At 71.3% G+C, this 19,083-nt stretch carries 14 protein-coding genes and 1 pseudogene; 6 read left to right on the top strand and 9 right to left on the bottom strand.

Annotation, left to right across the window (positions count from 1 at the left end):
* Window positions 1-106: 106 nt before the first annotated feature.
* Both ACGFIO_RS10655 and ACGFIO_RS10650 read right to left on the bottom strand, forming a co-directional pair.
* Entirely contained in the window at window positions 107-298 is a 192-nt protein-coding gene (locus ACGFIO_RS10655) for a hypothetical protein (protein ID WP_392824784.1), read from the bottom strand.
* A gap of 208 nt (window positions 299-506) precedes the next feature.
* Window positions 507-3,095, bottom strand: coding sequence for a hypothetical protein (locus ACGFIO_RS10650; protein ID WP_392824782.1), 2,589 nt, complete (start codon window positions 3,093-3,095; stop codon window positions 507-509).
* 1,617 nt (window positions 3,096-4,712) lie between these two features.
* Here ACGFIO_RS10650 and ACGFIO_RS10645 point away from each other — a divergent pair.
* Complete coding sequence (locus ACGFIO_RS10645; protein WP_392824779.1) at window positions 4,713-7,802, top strand: hypothetical protein; 3,090 nt, start codon at window positions 4,713-4,715, stop codon at window positions 7,800-7,802.
* Window positions 7,803-7,922: 120 nt separating this feature from the next.
* On the opposite strand, the gene ACGFIO_RS10640 is transcribed toward ACGFIO_RS10645, so the two are convergent.
* The 4 genes and pseudogenes from ACGFIO_RS10640 to ACGFIO_RS10625 form a co-directional block, all read right to left on the bottom strand.
* A complete protein-coding gene (locus tag ACGFIO_RS10640) occupies window positions 7,923-8,960 on the bottom strand; it encodes a diguanylate cyclase (protein ID WP_392824776.1) in 1,038 nt (345 codons plus the stop codon).
* A gap of 66 nt (window positions 8,961-9,026) precedes the next feature.
* A complete protein-coding gene (locus tag ACGFIO_RS10635) occupies window positions 9,027-10,211 on the bottom strand; it encodes an ABC transporter permease (protein WP_392824774.1) in 1,185 nt (394 codons plus the stop codon).
* A 5-nt stretch (window positions 10,212-10,216) separates the two neighbouring features.
* Window positions 10,217-10,870: pseudogene (locus tag ACGFIO_RS10630) on the bottom strand (ABC transporter ATP-binding protein); the annotation flags it as partial.
* Between the two features lie 35 nt (window positions 10,871-10,905).
* A complete protein-coding gene (locus tag ACGFIO_RS10625) occupies window positions 10,906-12,255 on the bottom strand; it encodes an efflux RND transporter periplasmic adaptor subunit (RefSeq protein ID WP_392824772.1) in 1,350 nt (449 codons plus the stop codon).
* Between the two features lie 164 nt (window positions 12,256-12,419).
* On the opposite strand from ACGFIO_RS10625, the gene ACGFIO_RS10620 reads away from it, so the two are divergent.
* Window positions 12,420-12,629 (top strand): hypothetical protein, encoded by a 210-nt coding sequence (locus ACGFIO_RS10620; RefSeq protein ID WP_392824769.1) that lies wholly within the window; start codon window positions 12,420-12,422, stop codon window positions 12,627-12,629.
* Window positions 12,630-12,687: 58 nt separating this feature from the next.
* Here ACGFIO_RS10620 and ACGFIO_RS10615 read toward each other — a convergent pair whose 3' ends face one another.
* Entirely contained in the window at window positions 12,688-13,386 is a 699-nt protein-coding gene (locus ACGFIO_RS10615; RefSeq protein ID WP_392824767.1) for a L,D-transpeptidase family protein, read from the bottom strand.
* 226 nt (window positions 13,387-13,612) lie between these two features.
* Between ACGFIO_RS10615 and ACGFIO_RS10610 the strand changes: the two genes are divergently transcribed.
* The 3 genes from ACGFIO_RS10610 to ACGFIO_RS10600 all read left to right on the top strand — a co-directional run bounded on the left by ACGFIO_RS10610 (window position 13,613) and on the right by ACGFIO_RS10600 (window position 16,998).
* Window positions 13,613-14,983 carry an ABC transporter substrate-binding protein gene (locus ACGFIO_RS10610; RefSeq protein WP_392824764.1) on the top strand — a complete coding sequence of 457 codons (1,371 nt, stop codon included), beginning with the start codon at window positions 13,613-13,615 and terminating at the stop codon, window positions 14,981-14,983.
* Window positions 14,984-15,091: 108 nt separating this feature from the next.
* Window positions 15,092-16,102, top strand: a complete 1,011-nt coding sequence (locus ACGFIO_RS10605) for a carbohydrate ABC transporter permease (protein WP_392824761.1) — start codon at window positions 15,092-15,094, stop codon at window positions 16,100-16,102.
* The gene (locus ACGFIO_RS10600) at window positions 16,099-16,998 is read left to right on the top strand and encodes a carbohydrate ABC transporter permease (protein WP_392824758.1); all 900 of its coding nucleotides are present in this window, start codon (window positions 16,099-16,101) and stop codon (window positions 16,996-16,998) included. The genes ACGFIO_RS10605 and ACGFIO_RS10600 overlap by 4 nt, the downstream gene beginning before the upstream one ends.
* Before the next feature lie 85 nt (window positions 16,999-17,083).
* On the opposite strand, the gene ACGFIO_RS10595 is transcribed toward ACGFIO_RS10600, so the two are convergent.
* Complete coding sequence (locus ACGFIO_RS10595; protein ID WP_392824756.1) at window positions 17,084-17,941, bottom strand: CAP domain-containing protein; 858 nt, start codon at window positions 17,939-17,941, stop codon at window positions 17,084-17,086.
* A 125-nt stretch (window positions 17,942-18,066) separates the two neighbouring features.
* Window positions 18,067-18,462 (bottom strand): nuclear transport factor 2 family protein, encoded by a 396-nt coding sequence (locus tag ACGFIO_RS10590; protein ID WP_392824754.1) that lies wholly within the window; start codon window positions 18,460-18,462, stop codon window positions 18,067-18,069.
* Between the two features lie 63 nt (window positions 18,463-18,525).
* On the opposite strand from ACGFIO_RS10590, the gene ACGFIO_RS10585 reads away from it, so the two are divergent.
* A complete protein-coding gene (locus ACGFIO_RS10585; RefSeq protein ID WP_392824752.1) occupies window positions 18,526-19,062 on the top strand; it encodes a TetR/AcrR family transcriptional regulator in 537 nt (178 codons plus the stop codon).
* Window positions 19,063-19,083 lie beyond the last annotated feature (21 nt).

The raw sequence follows: 19,083 nt of genomic DNA, 5'->3' as shown, positions 1-19,083 counted from the left end.
CGGGAAGTTCATGGTCTGCAGGGTCCAGGCATCGATGCGGCGAAGTGCGCTGCGGAAGCCCGCGCGAACTGCCCCGATGTCGAGACGCGGCATGATTGTGTTCCTCTCACCAGTGGGACTCCTGCTCGATCGCCCGGCTCGTCGGACGGCGCCGATCCACGTGGCGGCGTTCAGGACGCCGCTCCATATGGCGGCGTTCGAGGCGCCGATCCACGTGGCGGCGTTCGATGCGCCGCGGCCGGTCGGTGACCCGGGCCGGCACCGCGTCGTACCGCCCGGGCCGGGTTCCGCGATCCACGGTGCCAGGCGAACGCCCAAGATCCGCGCGCCACCGACGTGTCCTTCGCCACGGCAGGTTTCCGGGCGGCTGAGCTGCGCTTTAAAAAATGCTTAAGCCGGGCGATTTTTCTGCGGCCCGGTTAACCCGCCGGAAATGGTCACCGTACGCGCATTTGTGAGGCCGGAGCGTACTCCTCGCAGGTGGGGTTGAACCGTACGGCCGGGAGCTACGTACTGTCCGTGGAGGGGTGCTCCCGCGGGCGCCCCCGAAGCGGACCGCACGGCCCGGTGAAGCGCTTCCCGCCAGGTGGCGCGTACCGCGTAAGTGCGGTTAACGTTCCACATCGGCCGCGCGCGGGGGCGTCGCGGCCGATGGACACACTGCTCGGGTCAGGACGGGGGTCGACGATGCGCCACCAGTGTTCGGCCGTCGTCGCCCATTCGAGGTCTGTATGAGTTACGAGGACGACGAATACTGGGACGAGGAGTACTCGGACAATTCCCCGGTCGCCTATGCGGAGAACGCCGCCGTCGCCCCCGAGCGTCGCCCGTCCGCGATTTCGCCGTCCCGTCGGCCTCGTTCGACCCCGACCGATTCTGATGTACGCCCACCGGACGAGCTCGCCGCGCGCCGGCGCAGCAAGCGTTCCAAGACCCAGCAGCGTCCCGCCGACGCGCCGCCACCGCCGCTGGCCACGCCCGGCGCCAAGGGCGGCGACTTCGACAGCAACCGACCCGACTGGCTGAGCGACCCGGAATTCGTACCCACCGACACCTCGGTCCCCGACCCGACGCTGGCCGACATCGTCGACTTCAACCGCCCCGAGTTCGGTGCCGACTTCGACAACCCCGAATATCACGGCCCCGATGTCGGCACCCGCGCCGTCCGCTCCCGGCGCGAGCCTGAGGTCATCGACTACGTCGACGACGATTACGACGACGAGTCCTACCTCGCCGACCTCGCCCGCACGCGCAAGGACCAGCGATCCGGCCGCGATACGGACTTCGCTGACGGCCAGAGCAGCTACAAGGGCGACCGGCCGCTTCGCGCCGATCTTGATGACGGGTACGCGTACGACGACCGCCGCCGCGCCCCCAGCCGCGACGACCGCTACCGTCCCGCCGACCGCGACCGCCGCCGCCCCTCCGACGACGACCGCTACCAGCGCGACGATCGTTACCGCACCGACGAACGCCCCGGCCCAGCCGACTTTCCCCGGCCCGATGCCTACGGGCGTTCCGACTCTCGGCCCGACGACTACGGGCGATCCGACTCCCGGCCGGAGGACTACCCGCGGTCCGACGACGACCGCTATCGCGTTGACGAGCGGGGCCGGGCCGACCAGCGAGGCCGCCGGGACGAGCGCTCGCGGGCGGACGAGCGCTCCCGCCGTGACGTTGACCGCGGTCGCGACGACTACGACCGCGGGCGAGGTCCCGGACGTGATCGTGACGACCGGGATCCGCGCCGTGACCCGCGCGTGGCCGGTCCGTCCCGCGACCAAGGCCGCCGCGACCCGCGCGTGGCCCGCACCGACCGTGACGACGTCCGGCGCGACCCGCGTGTCGGCCGCCCCGATCGCGACGATGCCCGCCGCGGCCCCACCCGCGACGACCGCGACGTGGCGGCCCGGCGCGACCCTCGCATCGCCGACGGCCCGCGCGTGTCCGGCGAGGCCCGCGTCCCCGGCGGTCCCGGCGACCCCCGGGTTGGCGGCGATCCCCGCGTCGCCGGCGATCCGCGGGTTGGCGGCGGCCCACGTGTTTCCGCTGATCCCCGCGTTTCCGGTGATCCCCGCGTGGGCGGTGACCCGCGTGCGGCCGGCGGCGGCCGGGGCGACAGTGAGTCTCGCGGTTCCGGTGACCCGCGGGTTGGCGGGCCGGACCGGGACCGCAGGGGCGACCCACGGGTGGCACGCGACGATCGTGGCGCGGCCCGCGTCGCCGGCCCCGACGAACGTCGTCCGCGCGCCGACCAGGACCCCCGGGCCCGCCGCCGGGTCGTCATCGACGGCCCCGACACTGACATCGCCGCCCCGATCGACGGGCGCAGCCGGGGTCACGACCGCTACGGGCCTCCCGCCGCCGAGTATGTCGACGACTACGAGGCGCAGAGCGAGCCGGTCCGCGGCCGCGCGGTCATCGACGGCACCGTCGTCGAACGCACCGACACCCCCGTCGGCCCCGACACCCGCGACGGCCGCGAGGTCATCGAGGGCGAGATCATGCCGATCCGCGCCCAGCGCAACCGGATCACCGTCGACGGCATGGACGAGACCGTCTTCGAGGGCCAGTACTCCCCCGAGGATCAGATCGACCCCCGCCGCCGCGCACCTCGCCGACCCGGACCGCAGCGCCGGCCCGAGCCACCGGTCGCCGGCCGTGCCCAGGTTCCGGCCCCGCCCGACGTCTACCGGCCCGGCGACGACGAGACCCGCCCGGTCTCCGGTTCCCCGGCCGCCGGCGCTGGGGCGGTCGGTCGCGCCCGCCCCGCCGCACCGGACGACGTCCGCCCGGTCTCCGGCACCGGCCGCCCGACCACACCCGAGAACGCCGGCCGAGCCCGCCCGACCACACCCGACGACGCCGGCCGAGCCCGCCCGACCACACCCGACGACGCCGGCCGAGCCCGCCCGACCACACCCGGGGACGTCGGCGCGGGCGGGGGGCGCGGTCGGGCGGTCGTACCGCAGGAGATCGGCACCCCCGCGGGCAGCGGCCGTGCACGTCCGGTCGCTCCCGATGACGCCCGGCCAGTCGCCGGCGGTGGGCACGCGCGCCCGGTCGCGCGCGAAGACTTCGGTGGGCGCGATCAATCCGGGGGTAGGGACGATTACCGGGCCGCGTCTGAGGGCGGCTACGGGCGGCACGGTGCTTCGGAGGACATTCGGCCGGTTTCAGGCGGCGGTCTGGATGAAACCCAGCGGATGTACGGGAGCGGCCCGGCAAACTACGCCCGTCCTGGAATGCCCGACGACGTTACGGGCGGCGGTCGTGGCGGTCCGGACGACAGCCGGCCGGTGTCCGGCGGCGCGGCCTCGGTGCCGGGGCGCCCGGGCTTCGACGATCAGTCAATCGCGGGCGACGGGATCGACCCGGGCGACAGCCGGCCGGAGGACGAGGGCGACGCTCCCCGCGTACTCCACAAGACGCCTCCGCCCAACGCACCGCGAGTGATCCACAAGGCTGAGCCGCCCGCCCAGCCGCGCGTCCTGAAGAAGGCCGAACCACCCGCCCAGCCGCGCGTGATCAACACCGCCCGGCCCACCGCTTCCCCGCGCGCGGTCACACCGGCGCAAGAGCCGCCCGCGCGCGGTCCCGAGGCCACCCGCCCGGCGGCGTCCCCGAACCCGGCACCGGCTCGCCCGGAGCAACAGGCGCCGACACATCGCCCCGAGAACGCGACCCCACCACCGGCGTACGGCCCCGAAACCACAGCCCAGGCATCCGTCCCCCCACACACGCGCCGTCCCGACGCCGCAGCGCACGCCCCCGTTCCGCCACAGAGCATCCAGCCCGAACCCACAGTGCAGACACCGGTCCCACCGCAGGTCCGGCGGCCCGAGCAGATGCCGCCGACTCGCCGGACTGAGCCAGGCGCGGGGCCGCAGATGCCGGCGTCGCAGGGGCGGCCCGGGTCCGTTCCTGGGACTCCGCCGGGGTGGCAGCCTTCACCCGGGTCGGGGGTGCGGCCTTCCGCGACGCCGCGCGGACCTGAATCGCCTCCGACGCCCGGGGCGGCACCCGCGGGAGGGCCGCAGACCTCCAGTGCGCAGGGCTTCGCGGCACCGCCACAGCCAGGCACGCAGGGCTTCGCGACACCACCACAGCCAGGCACGCAGGGCTTCGCGACACCACCACAGCCAGGCACGCAGGGGTTTACGGCACCACCACAGCCAGGCACGCAGGGGTTTACGGCACCACCACAGCCAGACGCGCAGGGGTTTACGGCACCACCGCAGCCGGGCGTGCAAGGCTTGGCGGCGCCCGGGGGTCGAGCGGGTGGGGTTCCTCCGGCTTCGCGTGGTTTCGCGGGTACGGGTGGGCAGGCTGCCGTACCGCCGCGGGTTTCTTCTGACGGGGCGGGTTCGACGGAAGCGCCGAGGCGGCCGGCTGGAGCGGTCCCGGCTCCGGTCGACCCGCGCCGGACGGCAGAGCCGGAGAAGCCGGCCAACGAAGGGAAGCGCCGCTTCCCCTGGAGTCGGAACAAGAACGGCAAGAAGCAGCAGAACAACCAGCAGCCTCAGCCGGGTGCTGCGCCTCCGCAGTGGCACCCTGAGGTTCGGCAGTCTTGGGACGCGTCAGCTCAGCAGGGTAGGCCGGGGGCGGACCAGGCCGGGATGGGGTCCGCGCGTGACCCGTGGGCTGATGCGGCGCAGGTGCCGGGTGGGCGGCCGCAGGCTGAGGCGCCGGTGCAGCCTCACTCGGCGGCTGTGCACGACGATGATGCTTGGCTGGCGCAGCTTCGCGGTGGTGAGGGCTGGTCGGCGGAGGCGCGGGCCGACTCGCAGCCGGCTGATTCGGCATGGGCGACCGATGATGGGGCCGCTCCATCGTGGGACGCCCAGACCGACCAGCCGCCATGGGACGCCCAGCCGCCGTGGGACACCCAGGCCAAGCTGGAGAACCCGCACGACGCCCAGGCGCAACCACAGCCCTGGGACACCCAGACCAACCTCGAACACCCGCAGGCCTGGGACACCCAGACCGGCCTCGAACACCCGCAGCCCTCGGACACCCAGACCGGCCTCGAACACCCGCAGCCCTCGGACACCCAGACCGGCCTCGAACACCCGCAGCCCTCGGACACCCAGACCAACCTCGAGCACGCGCGGGCCTGGGACACCGAGACGGATCTTGCGCGGCCGCAGGCGTGGGATGCCCAAGTGGACCAGGCGTCGTGGGCGGCCCAGGCCGATCTTGCGCAACCGCAAGCGTGGGACGCTCAAACCGGCCAGGCGTCGTGGGAGACCCAGACCGACCGGCAGCCGCAGCACCCCGCGGCGCAACCGCAGCCGTGGGACACGCAGGCGAACCTCGATCACCGGCAGGCTTGGGACACCCAGACGAACCTCGACCGCGGCCAGCCTTCGCCGCCGGAGGGGTGGCCGGCCGGAAGTGATGCCGGGGCGAACGTCGGTGGACAGCCGCATTCGGACGGCGAGCGACAGCTGTGGGAGACCCCGCAGAACACCGGTGGGCAACCGCAACGTCAGTTGTGGGAGGCACCGGCCGGTGATGAGCGGCGGTCACAGGAGACGGAACGCCAGCTGTGGGAGGCCCCGCAGGGCGGTGAGCAGGATACGCAGCCGGGCGCGGCAGGACGGCCGCTGAAGGCTCCGGCGGGACAGCCGTATGAGCCTCTGGCCGGACAACCGCATGAGGCTTTGGCCGGACAGCCGTATGAGGCCCCGGCAGGACAACCGCATGAGGCTCCGGATGCGCCGCAGATGCGGCCGGGTGGGCCGTTGCCTACGCGGGGGCGTGGTCAGTCTCTTGAGGGGCCGCCGAGTTGGAACGGGTTCGGGTCTCGGGGTGATGCTCCGGAAGGGACGGAACCGCCACGGGAACGGCGGCAAGATCAGGCGGTGGATCCGGGTCAGGCCTGGCACGAAGGCGGTGCGCAGGTCGCGGACCAGGCCCTTGGCACGTCGGCGCCGCGTCACGGTGGTACGCCGCCAGAGCGCGAGGAAACTCTGCGTCACGTTGGTACGCCGCCTGTGGGCGAGGAAGCTCCGCGTCACGGTGGTACGCCGCCAGTACGCGAGGAAGCCCCGCGTCACCTCGGTGCTGGGGAGGCTGGGGAGTTCGGGCCGCGCGTCGGCGATGGCGCGGGGGCTCGGGTCGAAGGGCTCGCGCCTCGGCATGGACTGCTGCCAGGCCACGATCAGTCTTGGCAGCAGGTGGATGGGCGAGACTCGCCGGACTGGAATCAGGTCACGCCGCGTCGTGGGGCGCCGGCTCGGGAGCAGGCGGCGGAGCTTCCGGTTCCGCGCTATGCGCCGGAGGACGGCGGCCAAGCCGGGACCGCTCCTGCGCGGGGCGGTAACGATGCGGCCGGCCCGAGCGAGGCCGGAAACGCCGCCCGCCCGGCGCTCCAGCCCGAGAACGCTCCAGCTCAGGGCGGCAACGCCGTAACCCAGGGCGGCAACGCCACGGCCCAGGGCGGCAACGCTCCAGCTCGGAACGGCGACGGCAGGAAGAGCGACACCCGGGAGAGCAACGCCGCGAAGGCCGACGCTGGGAAGGGCAACGGCGGGAAGAGCGACGCCGGGAATCGGGATGGGGACCTTGCGGGGGCGCGGGGCGGGCAGAGTGGCGTGCCGGCGGGTGAGCGGCCTGCTCCGCCTACGCCGGTTACCGCGCCGATTGGGCGGCTCGTTATCGCTGGGCCGGATGAGCCTCGGAAGTATGTGGACGCGGATCTCAAGGTTGACTGGTTCGGCAAGGGTGGTGGCGGCGAGCCGGGTGAGGTGAAGGCGGTTGAGGTGCCTTCGGTTCCGGTTGCGGAGAAGCCGAAACCGGCACCGCGCACGGGTGATGCCAAGGGTGTGGTCATCGACTTTGATATCAGTGGGCTGTTCGACGGGCGTGGGGTCACCGCCGAACAGGCCATGATTGTCGCTCGCGAGCTGCGGGACCAGAATCAGAAGGCCGGTGAGGATCAAGAGGCCGAGCGAGAAGCGCCGGAGGAGCCGGCCGGGGCGCGCAAGCCTGAGCAGGGACGACCCGAGGCGGGAAGACCAGCCGAGGCGGAACACGCGGCTGAGCCGGACAAGCGTGCCGAGGCGGGACGCACGGCTGAGGCGGGACGCACGGCTGAGGCGGGACGCACGGCTGAGGCGAACAAGCGGGTCGGGGCGGGACAACCGGCGGAGGCGCGGAAGGCGGGAGTGCCGACCGCCGCGGAGTTGGAGTCGATTCGGTGGCGGCTGGACGGCGGGACGCTGCGCGAGGTGGTCGACGATCGGGAAGCTCTGCAGCAGATCGGTGAGCAGCTGGACGGGCCGCTCGCCGCGGAGCAGGACGATGCGACCAAGGCGGGGCTGCTCAGTGTGCGGGCCGAGGTCTACCGGCTGCTCGGGGAGTTAGGGATGGCGGCTGCCGCCAGCCGACTCGCCATCGCGCACGCCGAGCGGGCGGGTGAACCCCGGGCCATGGTCATCGCCCAGGCGGAGCTGGCGCACACGCTGCGGCTGCGCGGGGACTTCGACGAGGCCGACCGGCTGTTCGAGGAGGCGGCCAGCTCCGAGACGCCGGAGATGCTGCGCAGCGTGGTGCACGAGAACGCGGGACGCAGCGCCTTCGATCAGGGGCGGCACATGGAGGCTCTTGACCACTTCGCGCGGGCCGTGCGGCTGGGCGACGAGGATGACATGGACCTGGTGGAACGGGTCGGGGTGAGCCTGGAGGCCGTGTACATCCACGTGTTGCGGGACGGCTGGGGGCCCTACCCGCGGATGCGCCGGGAGATCATCGCGCCGGAAGAGGCCGAGAGGGCAGAACCGGCGCCCGAGGCCTGACGGCGCCGGGAGATCAAGGCACCGGCGGATGCAGAGCGGCGCCGGAAATCAAGGGCCCAGCGGATGCAGACCAGCGCCGGGAAATCAAGGCACCGGCGGACGCGGACCGGCGCGGGGAAATCATCGCACCGGAAGAGACGCACGGGGTGGGGCGGGCGCCGGAGGCGTGACGGCGACGGCCACGCGGCCACGGCCGTTGCTCTTCGCCGTGTAGAGGGCGCTGTCCGAGGCCCGGACCAGGTCCTCCACGTTGGCCGCGTGGTCGGGTAGCACGGCCACGCCGATGCTCAGGCCGGGCGGGCCGGACGGCAACGTGGTGTCCGCGGCCACGGCCTTCTGCAGGCGGGTGACCGCGCGCAGGGCGCCGGGCTGGTCGGCCCGCAGCAGGATCACGAACTCGTCGCCGCCGAACCGGGCGACAACGTCGTCCTCGCGCGCGACCTCGCGCATCGCCGCCGCCACGACCTGCAACGCGTCGTCGCCGGCAGCGTGCCCGTACGTGTCGTTGATGCCTTTGAAGTGATCCAGGTCGATGGTGACCACCGCGAGCGGACCGCCCAGCCGGCCCGCCACCGACAGCGCGTCGTCGAAGGCGCGACGGTTGGCCAGGCCAGTCAGCGGGTCGGCGAAGGCCTGGTCCTCGAGCTTGCGCCGCAGCTGGTCAGCCCGATCGCGGAGGGTGTAGACGACGATCGCGGTCATGATCAGCGCGATGGTCATGGAGATCCAGTCGGCGAAGCCGGTCGGGGCACGCAGGGCGATGATCACGACCATGGCGTCGCCGGTGCTCAGGGCGATCAGGTTGAGGTAGATGACGCGGCGGCTGAGGAAGTTGGCCGCGTAGAGCACCGGCCACAGGTAGAACAGCTGCGAGCCGGTGCTGGAGTCCTCGGTGATCAGGTTGAGGCCGGAGATGACAGTGGTGGCGATCAGCGGGGCCGACCAGAAGAACAGGTCGGGCAGTACGTGCGGGCGGGTCCAGCAGACCCACGCGCCGAGGGCCAGCGCGACGGCGATGACCACCACCGCGATCTTCACGGGGATGGAGGTGCCGCGGTCCAGCAGGTGGCCGGTGGCGATGACGAAGGGTGCGGCGGCGGAGAGAAGGTACGCGACCGAGCGCGACGCGCCGTGGCGGTCGCGGATCTCGAACGCCATGGCGCCTCCTCCGGACGGTACGCAGCTCAGATCGGCTGCCGGACGGCCGGGATGAGGGATGGGCGGCTATTCCGTGCGGAGCGCCACAACCGGGTCGAGGCGGCCGGCTCGCTGGGCCGGCACCACGCCGAAGACGATGCCGACCGCCGCCGAGACGCCGAAGGCGAGCGCCAGCGCCCACCATGTGACCGCCGCGGGCACCGGGGACAACCGGTCGACGAGCAGGGCGGCGGTGATGCCGAGGGCCATACCGAGAATGCCGCCGATGGTCGTCAGGAGCACCGCTTCCAGGAGGAACTGGACACCGATGTCGCGGGGGCGGGCACCGACCGCCTTCCGCAGCCCGATCTCCTTGGTCCGCTCGCGCACCGACACCAGCATGATGTTGGAGACGCCGACGCCGCCGACGAGCAGGCTGATGCCGGCGATGGCGGCCAGCACCCCGGTCAGTACGCCCAGGATGTCGCCCAGCACGCCCAGGATCTGCTCCTGGGTGACCGCGCTGAAGTCGGTGTCCGGATGGCGTTTGACCAGGGCGGCGACCACCGCGTCGCCGAGTGCGCCGATGCGTTCCCGGTCGGGTGCCCGGATGGCCAGGCCGTCGATGCGGTCTGTTCCCAGGAGGCGCTGCGCGGCCGTGATGGGTACGTGCACCTCACTGTCCCGGTCGACCCCGAGACTCTGGCCGAGGGGCTCGAACGTGCCGGTGACCCGGAACCGCACCCCGCCGATGGTGATCTGCCGCCCGATCGGGTCCCGGTCGCCGAACAGTTCCCGGGCCACCGCCGAGCCGAGGACCGCGACCCGCCGGCCGGTGCTCACGTCGGATCGGGTGAAGTAGCGCCCGCGGTCCAGCTCGCGGACGAACACGGTCGGGGTGGTCTCCAGAACGCCCTGCATGCTGGCGAAGCTGCTGCGGCTGCCCGCGCGTACGGTCTCGCCCGAAGCGACGGTGACCGCGACCCGCGACCGGTCGCCGACCACGCGGGTGACCGCGTCGACGTCGTCCAGGGTCATCGTCGAGGCGGTGGCGGCCGCGCCCGCCTCGAGCCGGCCGGGCACCACCAGCAGCAGGTTGGAGCCGAGGCCCTCGACCTGCGACTCGATCTGCTGCTTGGTGCCGGTGCCGATGGCGACCAGGGCGACCACCGCGGCGACCCCGATGATCACGCCGAGCATGGTCAGGATGCTGCGCAGCCGGTTGGCCCGCAGCGCGTCGATGGCGACCCGCCACGCCTCCCCCAGTCTCATGCGGGGACGATCTCTCCGTCGCGCATCCGGATCTGCCGGTGGGCCCGGGCCGCCACCTCGCGGTCGTGGGTGACCAGCACGACCGCGACGCCCTCGGCGTTCAGCGACTCGAGCAGGGCCAGCACCGACTCGCCGGTGGCCGAGTCGAGGTTGCCGGTGGGCTCGTCGGCCAGCAGCACCGACGGGCCGGTGACCAGGGCGCGAGCGATCGCCACGCGCTGCTGCTCGCCGCCGGACATCTGGTTGGGCCGGTGCCCGGCGCGGTGCGCGAGACCGACCCGGGCCAGCATCGCCGCCGCCCGTTCCCGCCGCTCGCGCCGGCCCACGCCGCGGTAGACCAGGGGCAGCGCCACGTTGTCCTGGGCGGTGGTGCGGGCGAGCAGGTGGAACGACTGGAAGACGAAGCCGATGGTCTCGTTGCGCAGCTTGGCCATCTCGCCCGGCCCGAGCGTGGCCACGTCGCGCCCGCCGATCAGCAGCGTCCCCGCGGTGGGCCGGTCGAGCGCGCCGAGCAGGTGCATCAGGGTGGACTTGCCCGAACCGGAGGTGCCGACGATGGCCAGGTAGTCGTCGGCCTCGACGGTCAGCGAGACGCCCTTGAGTGCGTTGACCGACACCCCGTCCAGCTCGTACGTGCGGGCCACCCCGGCGGCGACGATGGCCGGCGGCGGCGCCTCACTGTGCGAAGCCGGCGTCACGGCAGCTCCTGACCGGCCCGCACCTGATCGGCGCCGGACACCACGATCCGCTGCCCGTCGTCCAGGCCGGTGGTCACCTGCACGACGTCCTCACCCTGCACGCCCAGCGTCACCGATGCGCGCTCCGCCTTCCCGCCTCGCACGGCCCAGACCGTGGACTTCCCGTCCGCGTCGACCACGGCCGAGGCCGGCACGGTGACCGCGTCGTCGGCCTCGCGGACCCGCAGCCGCACCACCGCGCTCATACCGGGCCGGGGTGTCGGCGCCACGCCGCCGCCCTCGGCCGTGCCTTGGCCGAGGTCGAGCCGCACCCGGTAGGACACTCCCCCGCGGGCCGATGTGGTCGGCAGCTGGTCGATCGAGCGGACCGTGGCGCGGTAGTCGGCGCCGGTGGCCGCGTCCAGCTCGACGGTGGCCGTGCCACCGGGCTTGACCAGCAGGATGTCGGTCTCGTCGACCTCGGCGGTCAGCCCGAGCCGGCTCACGTCGACGACGGTGACGATCGGGGTGCCGGGGCTGACCGGGCCGCCCTCGGGGATCGCCGGGTCGGCGCCGGCCGGTGCGGCGGCGGCCGGGGCCGCGGGCAGGCCGCCGGTGGCGCCGGCCTGGCCGGTGGTCGCGCCGCCGGCGGACAGCAGGTCGGTGAGGGAGCCGCCGGAGGCCGCGGGGGCCCCGCCGAGCTGGACGACGCCGGCCACCGGCGCGCGCAGGGTGAGCGCGTCGTCGGCCGCGACGGCCAGGTCGTACGCCTGCTTGGCCTGCAGTTGTTGCGCGGCGGTGAGCGCGCCGAGCGCGCGCTGCAGACCGGCCAGACCTTCCTGTACGGATCGCACCGCCCGCGCCGCGGCGGCCGAGGCGGCATCGTACTGCTGCTCGGCCGCGTCGATCTGGGCGAGCAGGGCGGCGCGGACGTCGGTGTCGGTGACCTTGGCGGCGGCCTCGCGGGCGGCGTCGAAGGCCTTGCCCGCGCGCTGGTCGGTGCTGGTGCCGGCGGTCACGTAGTTGCCGGTGGAGATGCTCGGGGCGGCGTTCAGACCGCGTTCGGCGTCGGCCAGCCGGTCGGCCACGGCGGGCGAGTCGATGACCGCGAGCACGGTGCCCTTGTCGACCCGCTGGCCGGGGGTGACCCGCAGGTCGGCCAGGGTGCCCTCGGCGGGCGAGGTGACGGTGGCGGCGGCGCGGGCGGTGACCGAGCCGGGCGCCTCGACGATCTCGGCGACGGAGCCGCGGGCGGCGATGCCGAGTCCGACGCCGGAGGGCTCGTCGCCGCACGAGGCGGCGGTCAGCGTGGGCAGCAGGATCGCGGCGGTGATCAGCGCGAACGTGCGCCGGGGGTGGCGAGACACGAGCGACACTCTAATCCTGACCTGGGACAAGATCCTTGGCGTGATACGTCGGTGGTGTCGGGTTTCTGCCGGAGAACTGGACCTTCTGCCGACTACGCGGCGTGCGCCGGGATGTCACCGTGAGAAGCCTGAACCGCGGGACCGCCCGCGGATGAGGGGGAGACATGCTCCGCGCCGATGAACTGACCGTGGTGCATCACGACGACACGGTCACCCGGTTCACCGACGTGCGCTACCTGCTCGGGCGGCGGGGACTGCGCGTGGTGACGGCGACCGGCGAGGAGATCCTCTTCCCGCGGCATGACGTGCTGACCACGTATGCCGAATCGGCCGCCATCGTCCACAACAAACTCGATTACGCCAAGGCGGCGTAAGCCCACTTCCACATTCGCCACCTGCGGATGTGCCCCGGGATTGAATGTGGGAGCAGGCTCAGGTTCCGGGCCGGCGCCCGTACACCTTGACGGTGTTGCCCTTCTTGACGTGACTCCACATCCACTTGGCGTCGGACGGGAGCAGGTTGACGCACCCGTGCGAGCCGCGCCAGGTGTCGTGCAGGTACGTCGTGGTCTGGTGCAGCCCGATCCCGCCGTTGAACCGCTGCCAGTAGGGCATCCAGACCTTGTACTTCTCGGAGTACTCACGGGTGGCGCGCTGCCCGATCTTGTACGTGCCGGTCGGCGTGCGGTGCCCCTTCATGCCGGTCCGGGTCACCGTCGGCCCGTAGATCACCTTGCCACCCTTCATGACGAAGATCGTCTGATGGGTGAGGTCGACGCACACGGTGGTCTTGGACCGGCTCGCCTTGCAGCTGGACACCCTGGTGCCCGTGATCCGCTTGGCCACCGCGTTGGTGGTGGGTCCGGCCAGACCGGAGGCCGGCCTGATGCCGTAGCGGCCCTGGAACTTCTTGATGGCGGCGCAGTCGGACTTCGACTGGCGGCCGTCCACGCTGATCCCCTTGTAGCCCAGCTTCTTGAGGTATCCCTCGACCTGCTTCTGGTACTTGCCGGTGGAACACGAGGCCGCGGCGGCGCTCGCGGCCGGCGACCCGGCGACCAGCACGCCGGCTCCGATGGCGATCGCGGCGGCGATCGCCCCGATTCGCCCGATTGTCCGTTGGACTCCCAATTCGCCCTCCCCAGGACTTCGTCGGGATATCGAAGCACACCGAAGCAGCCGGTGGTGTCAACCGGACGTCGAGGTCGGCAGACCTGTAAGGGGGAAGAATCGTTACGCGGAAGATCCCTGGAAACCGTTGCGTAACGTCCCTGTTCCCTTTTGACTGTGCGCGGTGAGGCTTCGCTCGGTCACGTTGAGTCAACAGATCGAAGCGAACAAAGGAATGAGGAGAGCCATGTCAATAAACTCCGTGGGGGGATCGCGGTGGCGAGCCGCGCTCGCCGGAACGGTCGGCGTCGGGCTGGTTCTCGGCCTGGGCGCCTGTGGCGACAGTGGTGGTGACGGCGGCGGGGACGACACCGCATCGGCCGCGCCGATCGACTGCACGCAGTTCAGCAGCTACGGCGACCTCAAGGGCAAGACGGTCAGCATCTACACCGGCATCATCACGCCGGAGGACAAGCCGCACATCGACTCGTACAAGCCGTTCGAGCAGTGCACCGGCGTGACAGTGAAGTACGAGGGTGACAAGGCCTTCGAGACCCAGGTGCTGGTGCGGGCCAAGGCCGGCAACCCGCCCGACCTGGCCTACGTGCCGCAGCCCGGTCTGCTCAAGCAGCTGGTCGCCACCGGCAAGGCCGTTGAGGCGCCCAAGCAGGTCTCCGACAACGCCGACAAGTGGTTCGGCAAGGACTGGAAGGCGTACGGCACGGTCGACGGCAAGTTCTACGCCGCGCCCCTCGGTGCCAACGTCAAGTCCCTGGTCTGGTACTCGCCGAAGGACTTCCAGGACAACGGCTACACCGTCCCGACCACGCTCGACGAGCTCAAGGCGCTCAGCGACAAGATCGCCGGCGAGGGCAAGAAGCCGTGGTGCGCGGGCATCGCCAGCGGTGAGGCCACGGGCTGGCCGATCACCGACTGGATGGAGGACTTCATGCTCCGGCTGGGCGGGCCGGAGAAGTACGACCAGTGGGTCAAGCACGAGATCCCGTTCAACGGGCCGGACGCGACGGCGGCGCTGGACGGCGTCGGCGGCTACCTGAAGAACGACAAGTACGTCAACGGCGGGTACGGCGACGTCAAGAGCATCGCCACCACCACGTTCCAGGACGGCGGCCTGCCGATCGTCGACGGGCAGTGCTTCCTGCACCGCCAGGCCAACTTCTACGCGGCCAACTGGGACAAGGACACCAAGGTGGCCCAGGACGGCGACGTCTTCGCGTTCTACCTGCCGGGCAAGGACGTCGCCAGCAAGCCGGTCCTCGGCGGTGGCGAGTTCGTCCTCGCCTTCAACAACCGCCCGGAGGTCCAGGCGTTCCAGACCTACCTGTCCACCGACACGTGGGCCAACGCCAAGGCCAAGCTCTCCCAGGGCTGGGTCAGCGCCAACAAGGGTCTCGACCCGAACAACCTGCAGAGCCCGATCGACAAGCTGTCGGCGCAGATCCTGCTGGACCCGAAGGCGGTCTTCCGCTTCGACGGTTCGGACCAGATGCCGGCCGCCGTGGGCTCGAACGCCTTCTGGAAGCAGTCGACGAACTGGATCACCGGCCAGGACACCAAGACGACCTTGGACAACATCGAAAAGGCCTGGCCCAAGTGATCTGATCGGTTGATCAGAGTCACATCATCGATCACGTAATTTCAGACCGGCCGGGGCGGGCAACCCGCCCCGGCCGGTTTCATCCAGAAGGTAGGTGAGGAGGCCCAGATGACTGAACTCTCGGCGCTTCCCTGGCCGTTCGCCCCGGTGGAGACCAACTCCGGCAAAGTCGTCCAGATGATCGCCGCGATCCTGATCTTCATCGCGATCATGGGAATCATCCTGTTCCTGGCGAGCCTGGCCCGAGGGCGTAACGGCGACCGGACGGTGGGGTACCTGTACCTGCTGCCCACACTTCTCATGCTGCTGGTCGGACTGGTGTATCCGGGCCTGCGTACCGTCTGGCAGTCGTTCTTCGACGCCGCCGGAAACGCGTTCATCGGGCTGGACAACTACGTCACGATCTTCAGCGACGCCGAACAACTCACGGTCTTGCGCAACACCGTTTTCTGGGTCGTGGTGACGCCGTTCGTGGCCACCGCGGTCGGCCTGGTCTACGCGATTCTGGTCGACAAGGCCCGGATCGAGGCGGCCGCGAAGGCTCTGATCTTCCTGCCGATGGCGATCTCGTTCGTCGGCGCGTCGATCATCTGGCGGTTCGTCTACGAGTACCGCCCCCACCAGGGCAACGTGCAGCAGATCGGCCTGCTCAACCAGATCATGGTCTGGCTGGGCGCCGAGCCCAAGCAGTGGCTGATCAACTCCCCGCTGAACACGTTCCTGCTCATCGTCGTGATGATCTGGATCCAGGCGGGCTTCGCGATGACCCTGCTCTCGGCGGCCATCAAGGCGATCCCGGACGACGTGATCGAGGCGGCCCGGCTGGACGGCGTCACCGCGTTCGGCATGTTCCGCTTCATCACCCTGCCGAGCATCCGCCCGGCCGTGGTCGTCGTGCTGACCACGATCGGCATCGCCACGCTGAAGGTCTTCGACATCGTCCGCACGATGACCGGCGGCCAGTTCAACACCAGCGTGGTGGCCAACGAGTTCTACAGCCAGAGTTTCCGCAGCGACAACCAGGGCCTCGGCGCCGCGCTCGCGGTGCTCCTGTTCGTCCTCGTCATCCCGATCGTCGTCTACAACATCCGCCAGCTTCGCGCATCGGAGGGACGATGAGCAGCGCCGCCGAACCGCTGAAGGCACCGAAGGAAACCACGGCCGGCAAGGCCAAGCGGCGGCTCACCTCACCCTGGGCGTCGCTGTTCGCGGTCGTCCTGGCCGTGCTGTGGACGCTGCCGACCTTCGGCCTGCTGGTGTCCTCGTTCCGCCCCCAGCGGGACATCCGCACCAGCGGCTGGTGGACGTTCTTCAGCGACCCGGCCATGACCCTGGACAACTACAAGGCCGTTCTGGGTACGGACCAGGCCGGTGGGCTGGGCGACTACTTCTTCAACTCGTTCATCATCACGATCCCGTCGGTGCTGATCCCGGTGACGCTGGCGGCGCTGGCCGCGTACGCGTTCGCCTGGATCAGGTTCCCCGGTAAGGACATCCTGTTCATCGCGGTCTTCGCCCTGCAGATCGTGCCCATTCAGGTCACCCTGATCCCGTTGCTGACGCTGTACGTCGACGGGGGCATCGCCGGCACGTTCTGGCCGATCTGGCTGTCGCACTCGATCTTCGCGCTGCCGCTGGCCGTGTTCATCTTGCACAACTTCATGAAGGAGGTGCCGGCGGGGCTGCTCGAGGCGGCCCGGATCGACGGCGCCGGCCACGTCGCCATCTTCTTCCGGGTGCTGCTTCCGTTGCTGCGCCCGGCGTTGGCGGCGTTCGGCATCTTCCAGTTCCTCTGGGTCTGGAACGACCTGCTGGTCGCCCTGACCTTCGCCGGCGGCGGCAACGCCGTGGCACCGATCACCGTGGCGCTGGCCAACCTGGCCGGTACCCGCGGCAACGCCTGGCACCTGCTGTCGGCCGGCGCGTTCGTCTCGATCATCGTGCCGGTGCTGGTGTTCGTGTTCTCCCAGCGCTACTTCGTGCGCGGCCTCCTCGCCGGCAGCGTGAAGGGGTAACTGTCGGATGGATGGGCGCGCTCAGGGGTTGGGGCGCGCCCATCCAAGACCGAGGCGCGGCCAAGGGTGTTCGTGATGCACCGGGTCAGTGCGGCGTCGCGAAATCCTGCACCCAGTACGGGGTCTCGTCGGAGTCGAACGCCAGCCCGATGCCCATCTGGTGCAGCTGGCAGTCCATGATGTTCTCGCGGTGCTCCGGGCTGTGCATCCACCCGTCGACCACCTCGTACGCGCTGTCCACCCCGCGCGCGATGTTCTCGCCGTAGCGCTTCCAGTCGTACCCCGCGTCCTCGACCCGGTCCCCCGCGCCCTCACCGTTGGGCGACTCGTGCGCGAAGTAGCCGCGGCGGGCCATGTCGGCGGCGTGCCGGTTGGCCGCCGTGATCAGCCGTCGATCCAGGGTCAGCGCCTCGCACCCGCCCTCCCGCCGGTTCTCGTTGACCAAGGCCAGGACCTGCTGTTGTACGGGTGCCCCGGTGCTGCCCGAGACCGACCCCGGCGTGACGTCCCGCCGCGACCCGTCGGCCCCGTCGTCCGGCTCGGCGGCCGGCTTGGCCGCGGGCTTCGCGACCGCCGCGTGCGCCGGTTTCGGGTCCTGGGCAGCGGGCTTGTCGGCCTTGTGCGGCGGCGGGACCGTCGCCGGGCCGCCCGTCACCGTCCCACCTGGACGCTGCGGTGCGGCCGGGGTGTCCGGGCCGGCCGGCGGCGCCGCGTGGGCCGGCGGCGGAGCCCCGACCGGCGGGTCCAGGTCGGGCACCCCGGAGAGATCCGGTTCCTGGCCATCGATTCCCGGGGGCAGATCATCGGGTACGCCGGGCGGCCCGCCGGCGTCGGCCACGGTCCCGTCCGGCGTCGTCTCCGCCCCCGCCGTCGTCGCGGCGACGGCACCCGCAAGCAACACCACCGAAGCCGTCACACACACCACCACCAGCGGTTTCCGCATCCGCGAGCCACACTCCCAACGTCCGTCGCGCCGCGGCTTGTCCACGTCGCCCTGGCCGGACCAACGGCGATCGGCTCGGGTGGTCACTTCCGGGTTCCATCGTCCAGTTGGACATTTCGGATTCTTCATCCGTTAGGGGTCATGGCCGCCAGCATCTTCAGGGTGTCCTGGTATTCACGCAGGTGCGTGATGCGGTCGTCGCGCACGGTCAGGACGGTGATGAAGCCGGCGGTGGCCTGCCTTCCGCCGGCCGTGGCGGTCAGCGAGTACTCGACGATGACGGTGGCCGGGTCGGTGGTGTCGTGGATGGCGCGGATGTCGCAGGCGTCGACGCGCAGCGGCTGGGCCGACCGGGCCGGGCCGGCGAAGGCCAGGAACGCCTCCTTGCCCTCGATGCGGGTGGGCCGGCCGGGCGCGGCGAACGGCCACTCGACGACCACGTCGTCGGCCAGGTGGGATCCGGTGAGCGTGCCGGCCAGCCACTGGTCGCGCATCGCCTCGAAGATCTCGTGCGGCGTCATGAGGAGCTCCCGATAAGATGAGTGACGACTCAGGTAACGCACGATAATGAGTGGTGACTCATCTTGTCCAGACCCTTGCGCGCCGACGCCCAGCGCAACCGGGCCAAGATCCTGGCCGCGGCCGAGCAGGTCTTCGCCGAGGGCGGCCCGGACGCCTCGACCGAGGAGGTCGCCCGGCGGGCCGGGGTGGCCACGGGCACCGTCTTCCGCCACTTCCCGACCAAGGCCGACCTCCTCCAGGCACTCCTGAAGGAACTGCTCGCGCAGGTCACCGCCGACGCCGCCGAGCTCGCCGCGGCCGACCCGCGGACCGGGCTGTTCGAGTTCTTCACCCGGCTGGTCCGGCGCACGGCGGCCAATCGCACCGTCGTCGGCCTGCTCGCCGTGCCGCTGAGCGGGCCGATCACCTCGCTCGCCGACGTCGTCGGGCTGCTGCTGACCCGGGCCCAGGAGTCCGGCGCGGTCCGCCCGGAGATCCGCCGGGACGAGATTCTGGCCCTGCTGGAGAGCGCCTGCCAGGGCGCGCTCAGCGGCGCCTGGAGCGATGACCTCCGGGACCGCACCCTGGCCATCATCTTCACCGGCGTCCGCGCTGAATGATTCTCGGAAATTACGGGCTTA

Source organism: Actinoplanes sp. NPDC049265, from assembly GCF_043197135.1.
Classification (GTDB): Bacteria; Actinomycetota; Actinomycetes; order Mycobacteriales; family Micromonosporaceae; genus Actinoplanes.
Note: the sequence above shows the minus strand (reverse complement) of the source record. Positions and strands in the feature narration are given on the sequence as shown.

Coding starts and splice junctions, on each gene's coding strand:
- ACGFIO_RS10640 (WP_392824776.1), bottom strand. CDS start 8,960: ATGGCGTTCGAGATCCGCGACCGCCACGGCGCGTCGCGCTCGGTCGCG.
- ACGFIO_RS10635 (WP_392824774.1), bottom strand. CDS start 10,211: ATGAGACTGGGGGAGGCGTGGCGGGTCGCCATCGACGCGCTGCGGGCC.
- ACGFIO_RS10620 (WP_392824769.1), top strand. CDS start 12,420: ATGCTCCGCGCCGATGAACTGACCGTGGTGCATCACGACGACACGGTC.
- ACGFIO_RS10610 (WP_392824764.1), top strand. CDS start 13,613: ATGTCAATAAACTCCGTGGGGGGATCGCGGTGGCGAGCCGCGCTCGCC.
- ACGFIO_RS10605 (WP_392824761.1), top strand. CDS start 15,092: ATGACTGAACTCTCGGCGCTTCCCTGGCCGTTCGCCCCGGTGGAGACC.
- ACGFIO_RS10600 (WP_392824758.1), top strand. CDS start 16,099: ATGAGCAGCGCCGCCGAACCGCTGAAGGCACCGAAGGAAACCACGGCC.
- ACGFIO_RS10595 (WP_392824756.1), bottom strand. CDS start 17,941: ATGCGGAAACCGCTGGTGGTGGTGTGTGTGACGGCTTCGGTGGTGTTG.
- ACGFIO_RS10590 (WP_392824754.1), bottom strand. CDS start 18,462: ATGACGCCGCACGAGATCTTCGAGGCGATGCGCGACCAGTGGCTGGCC.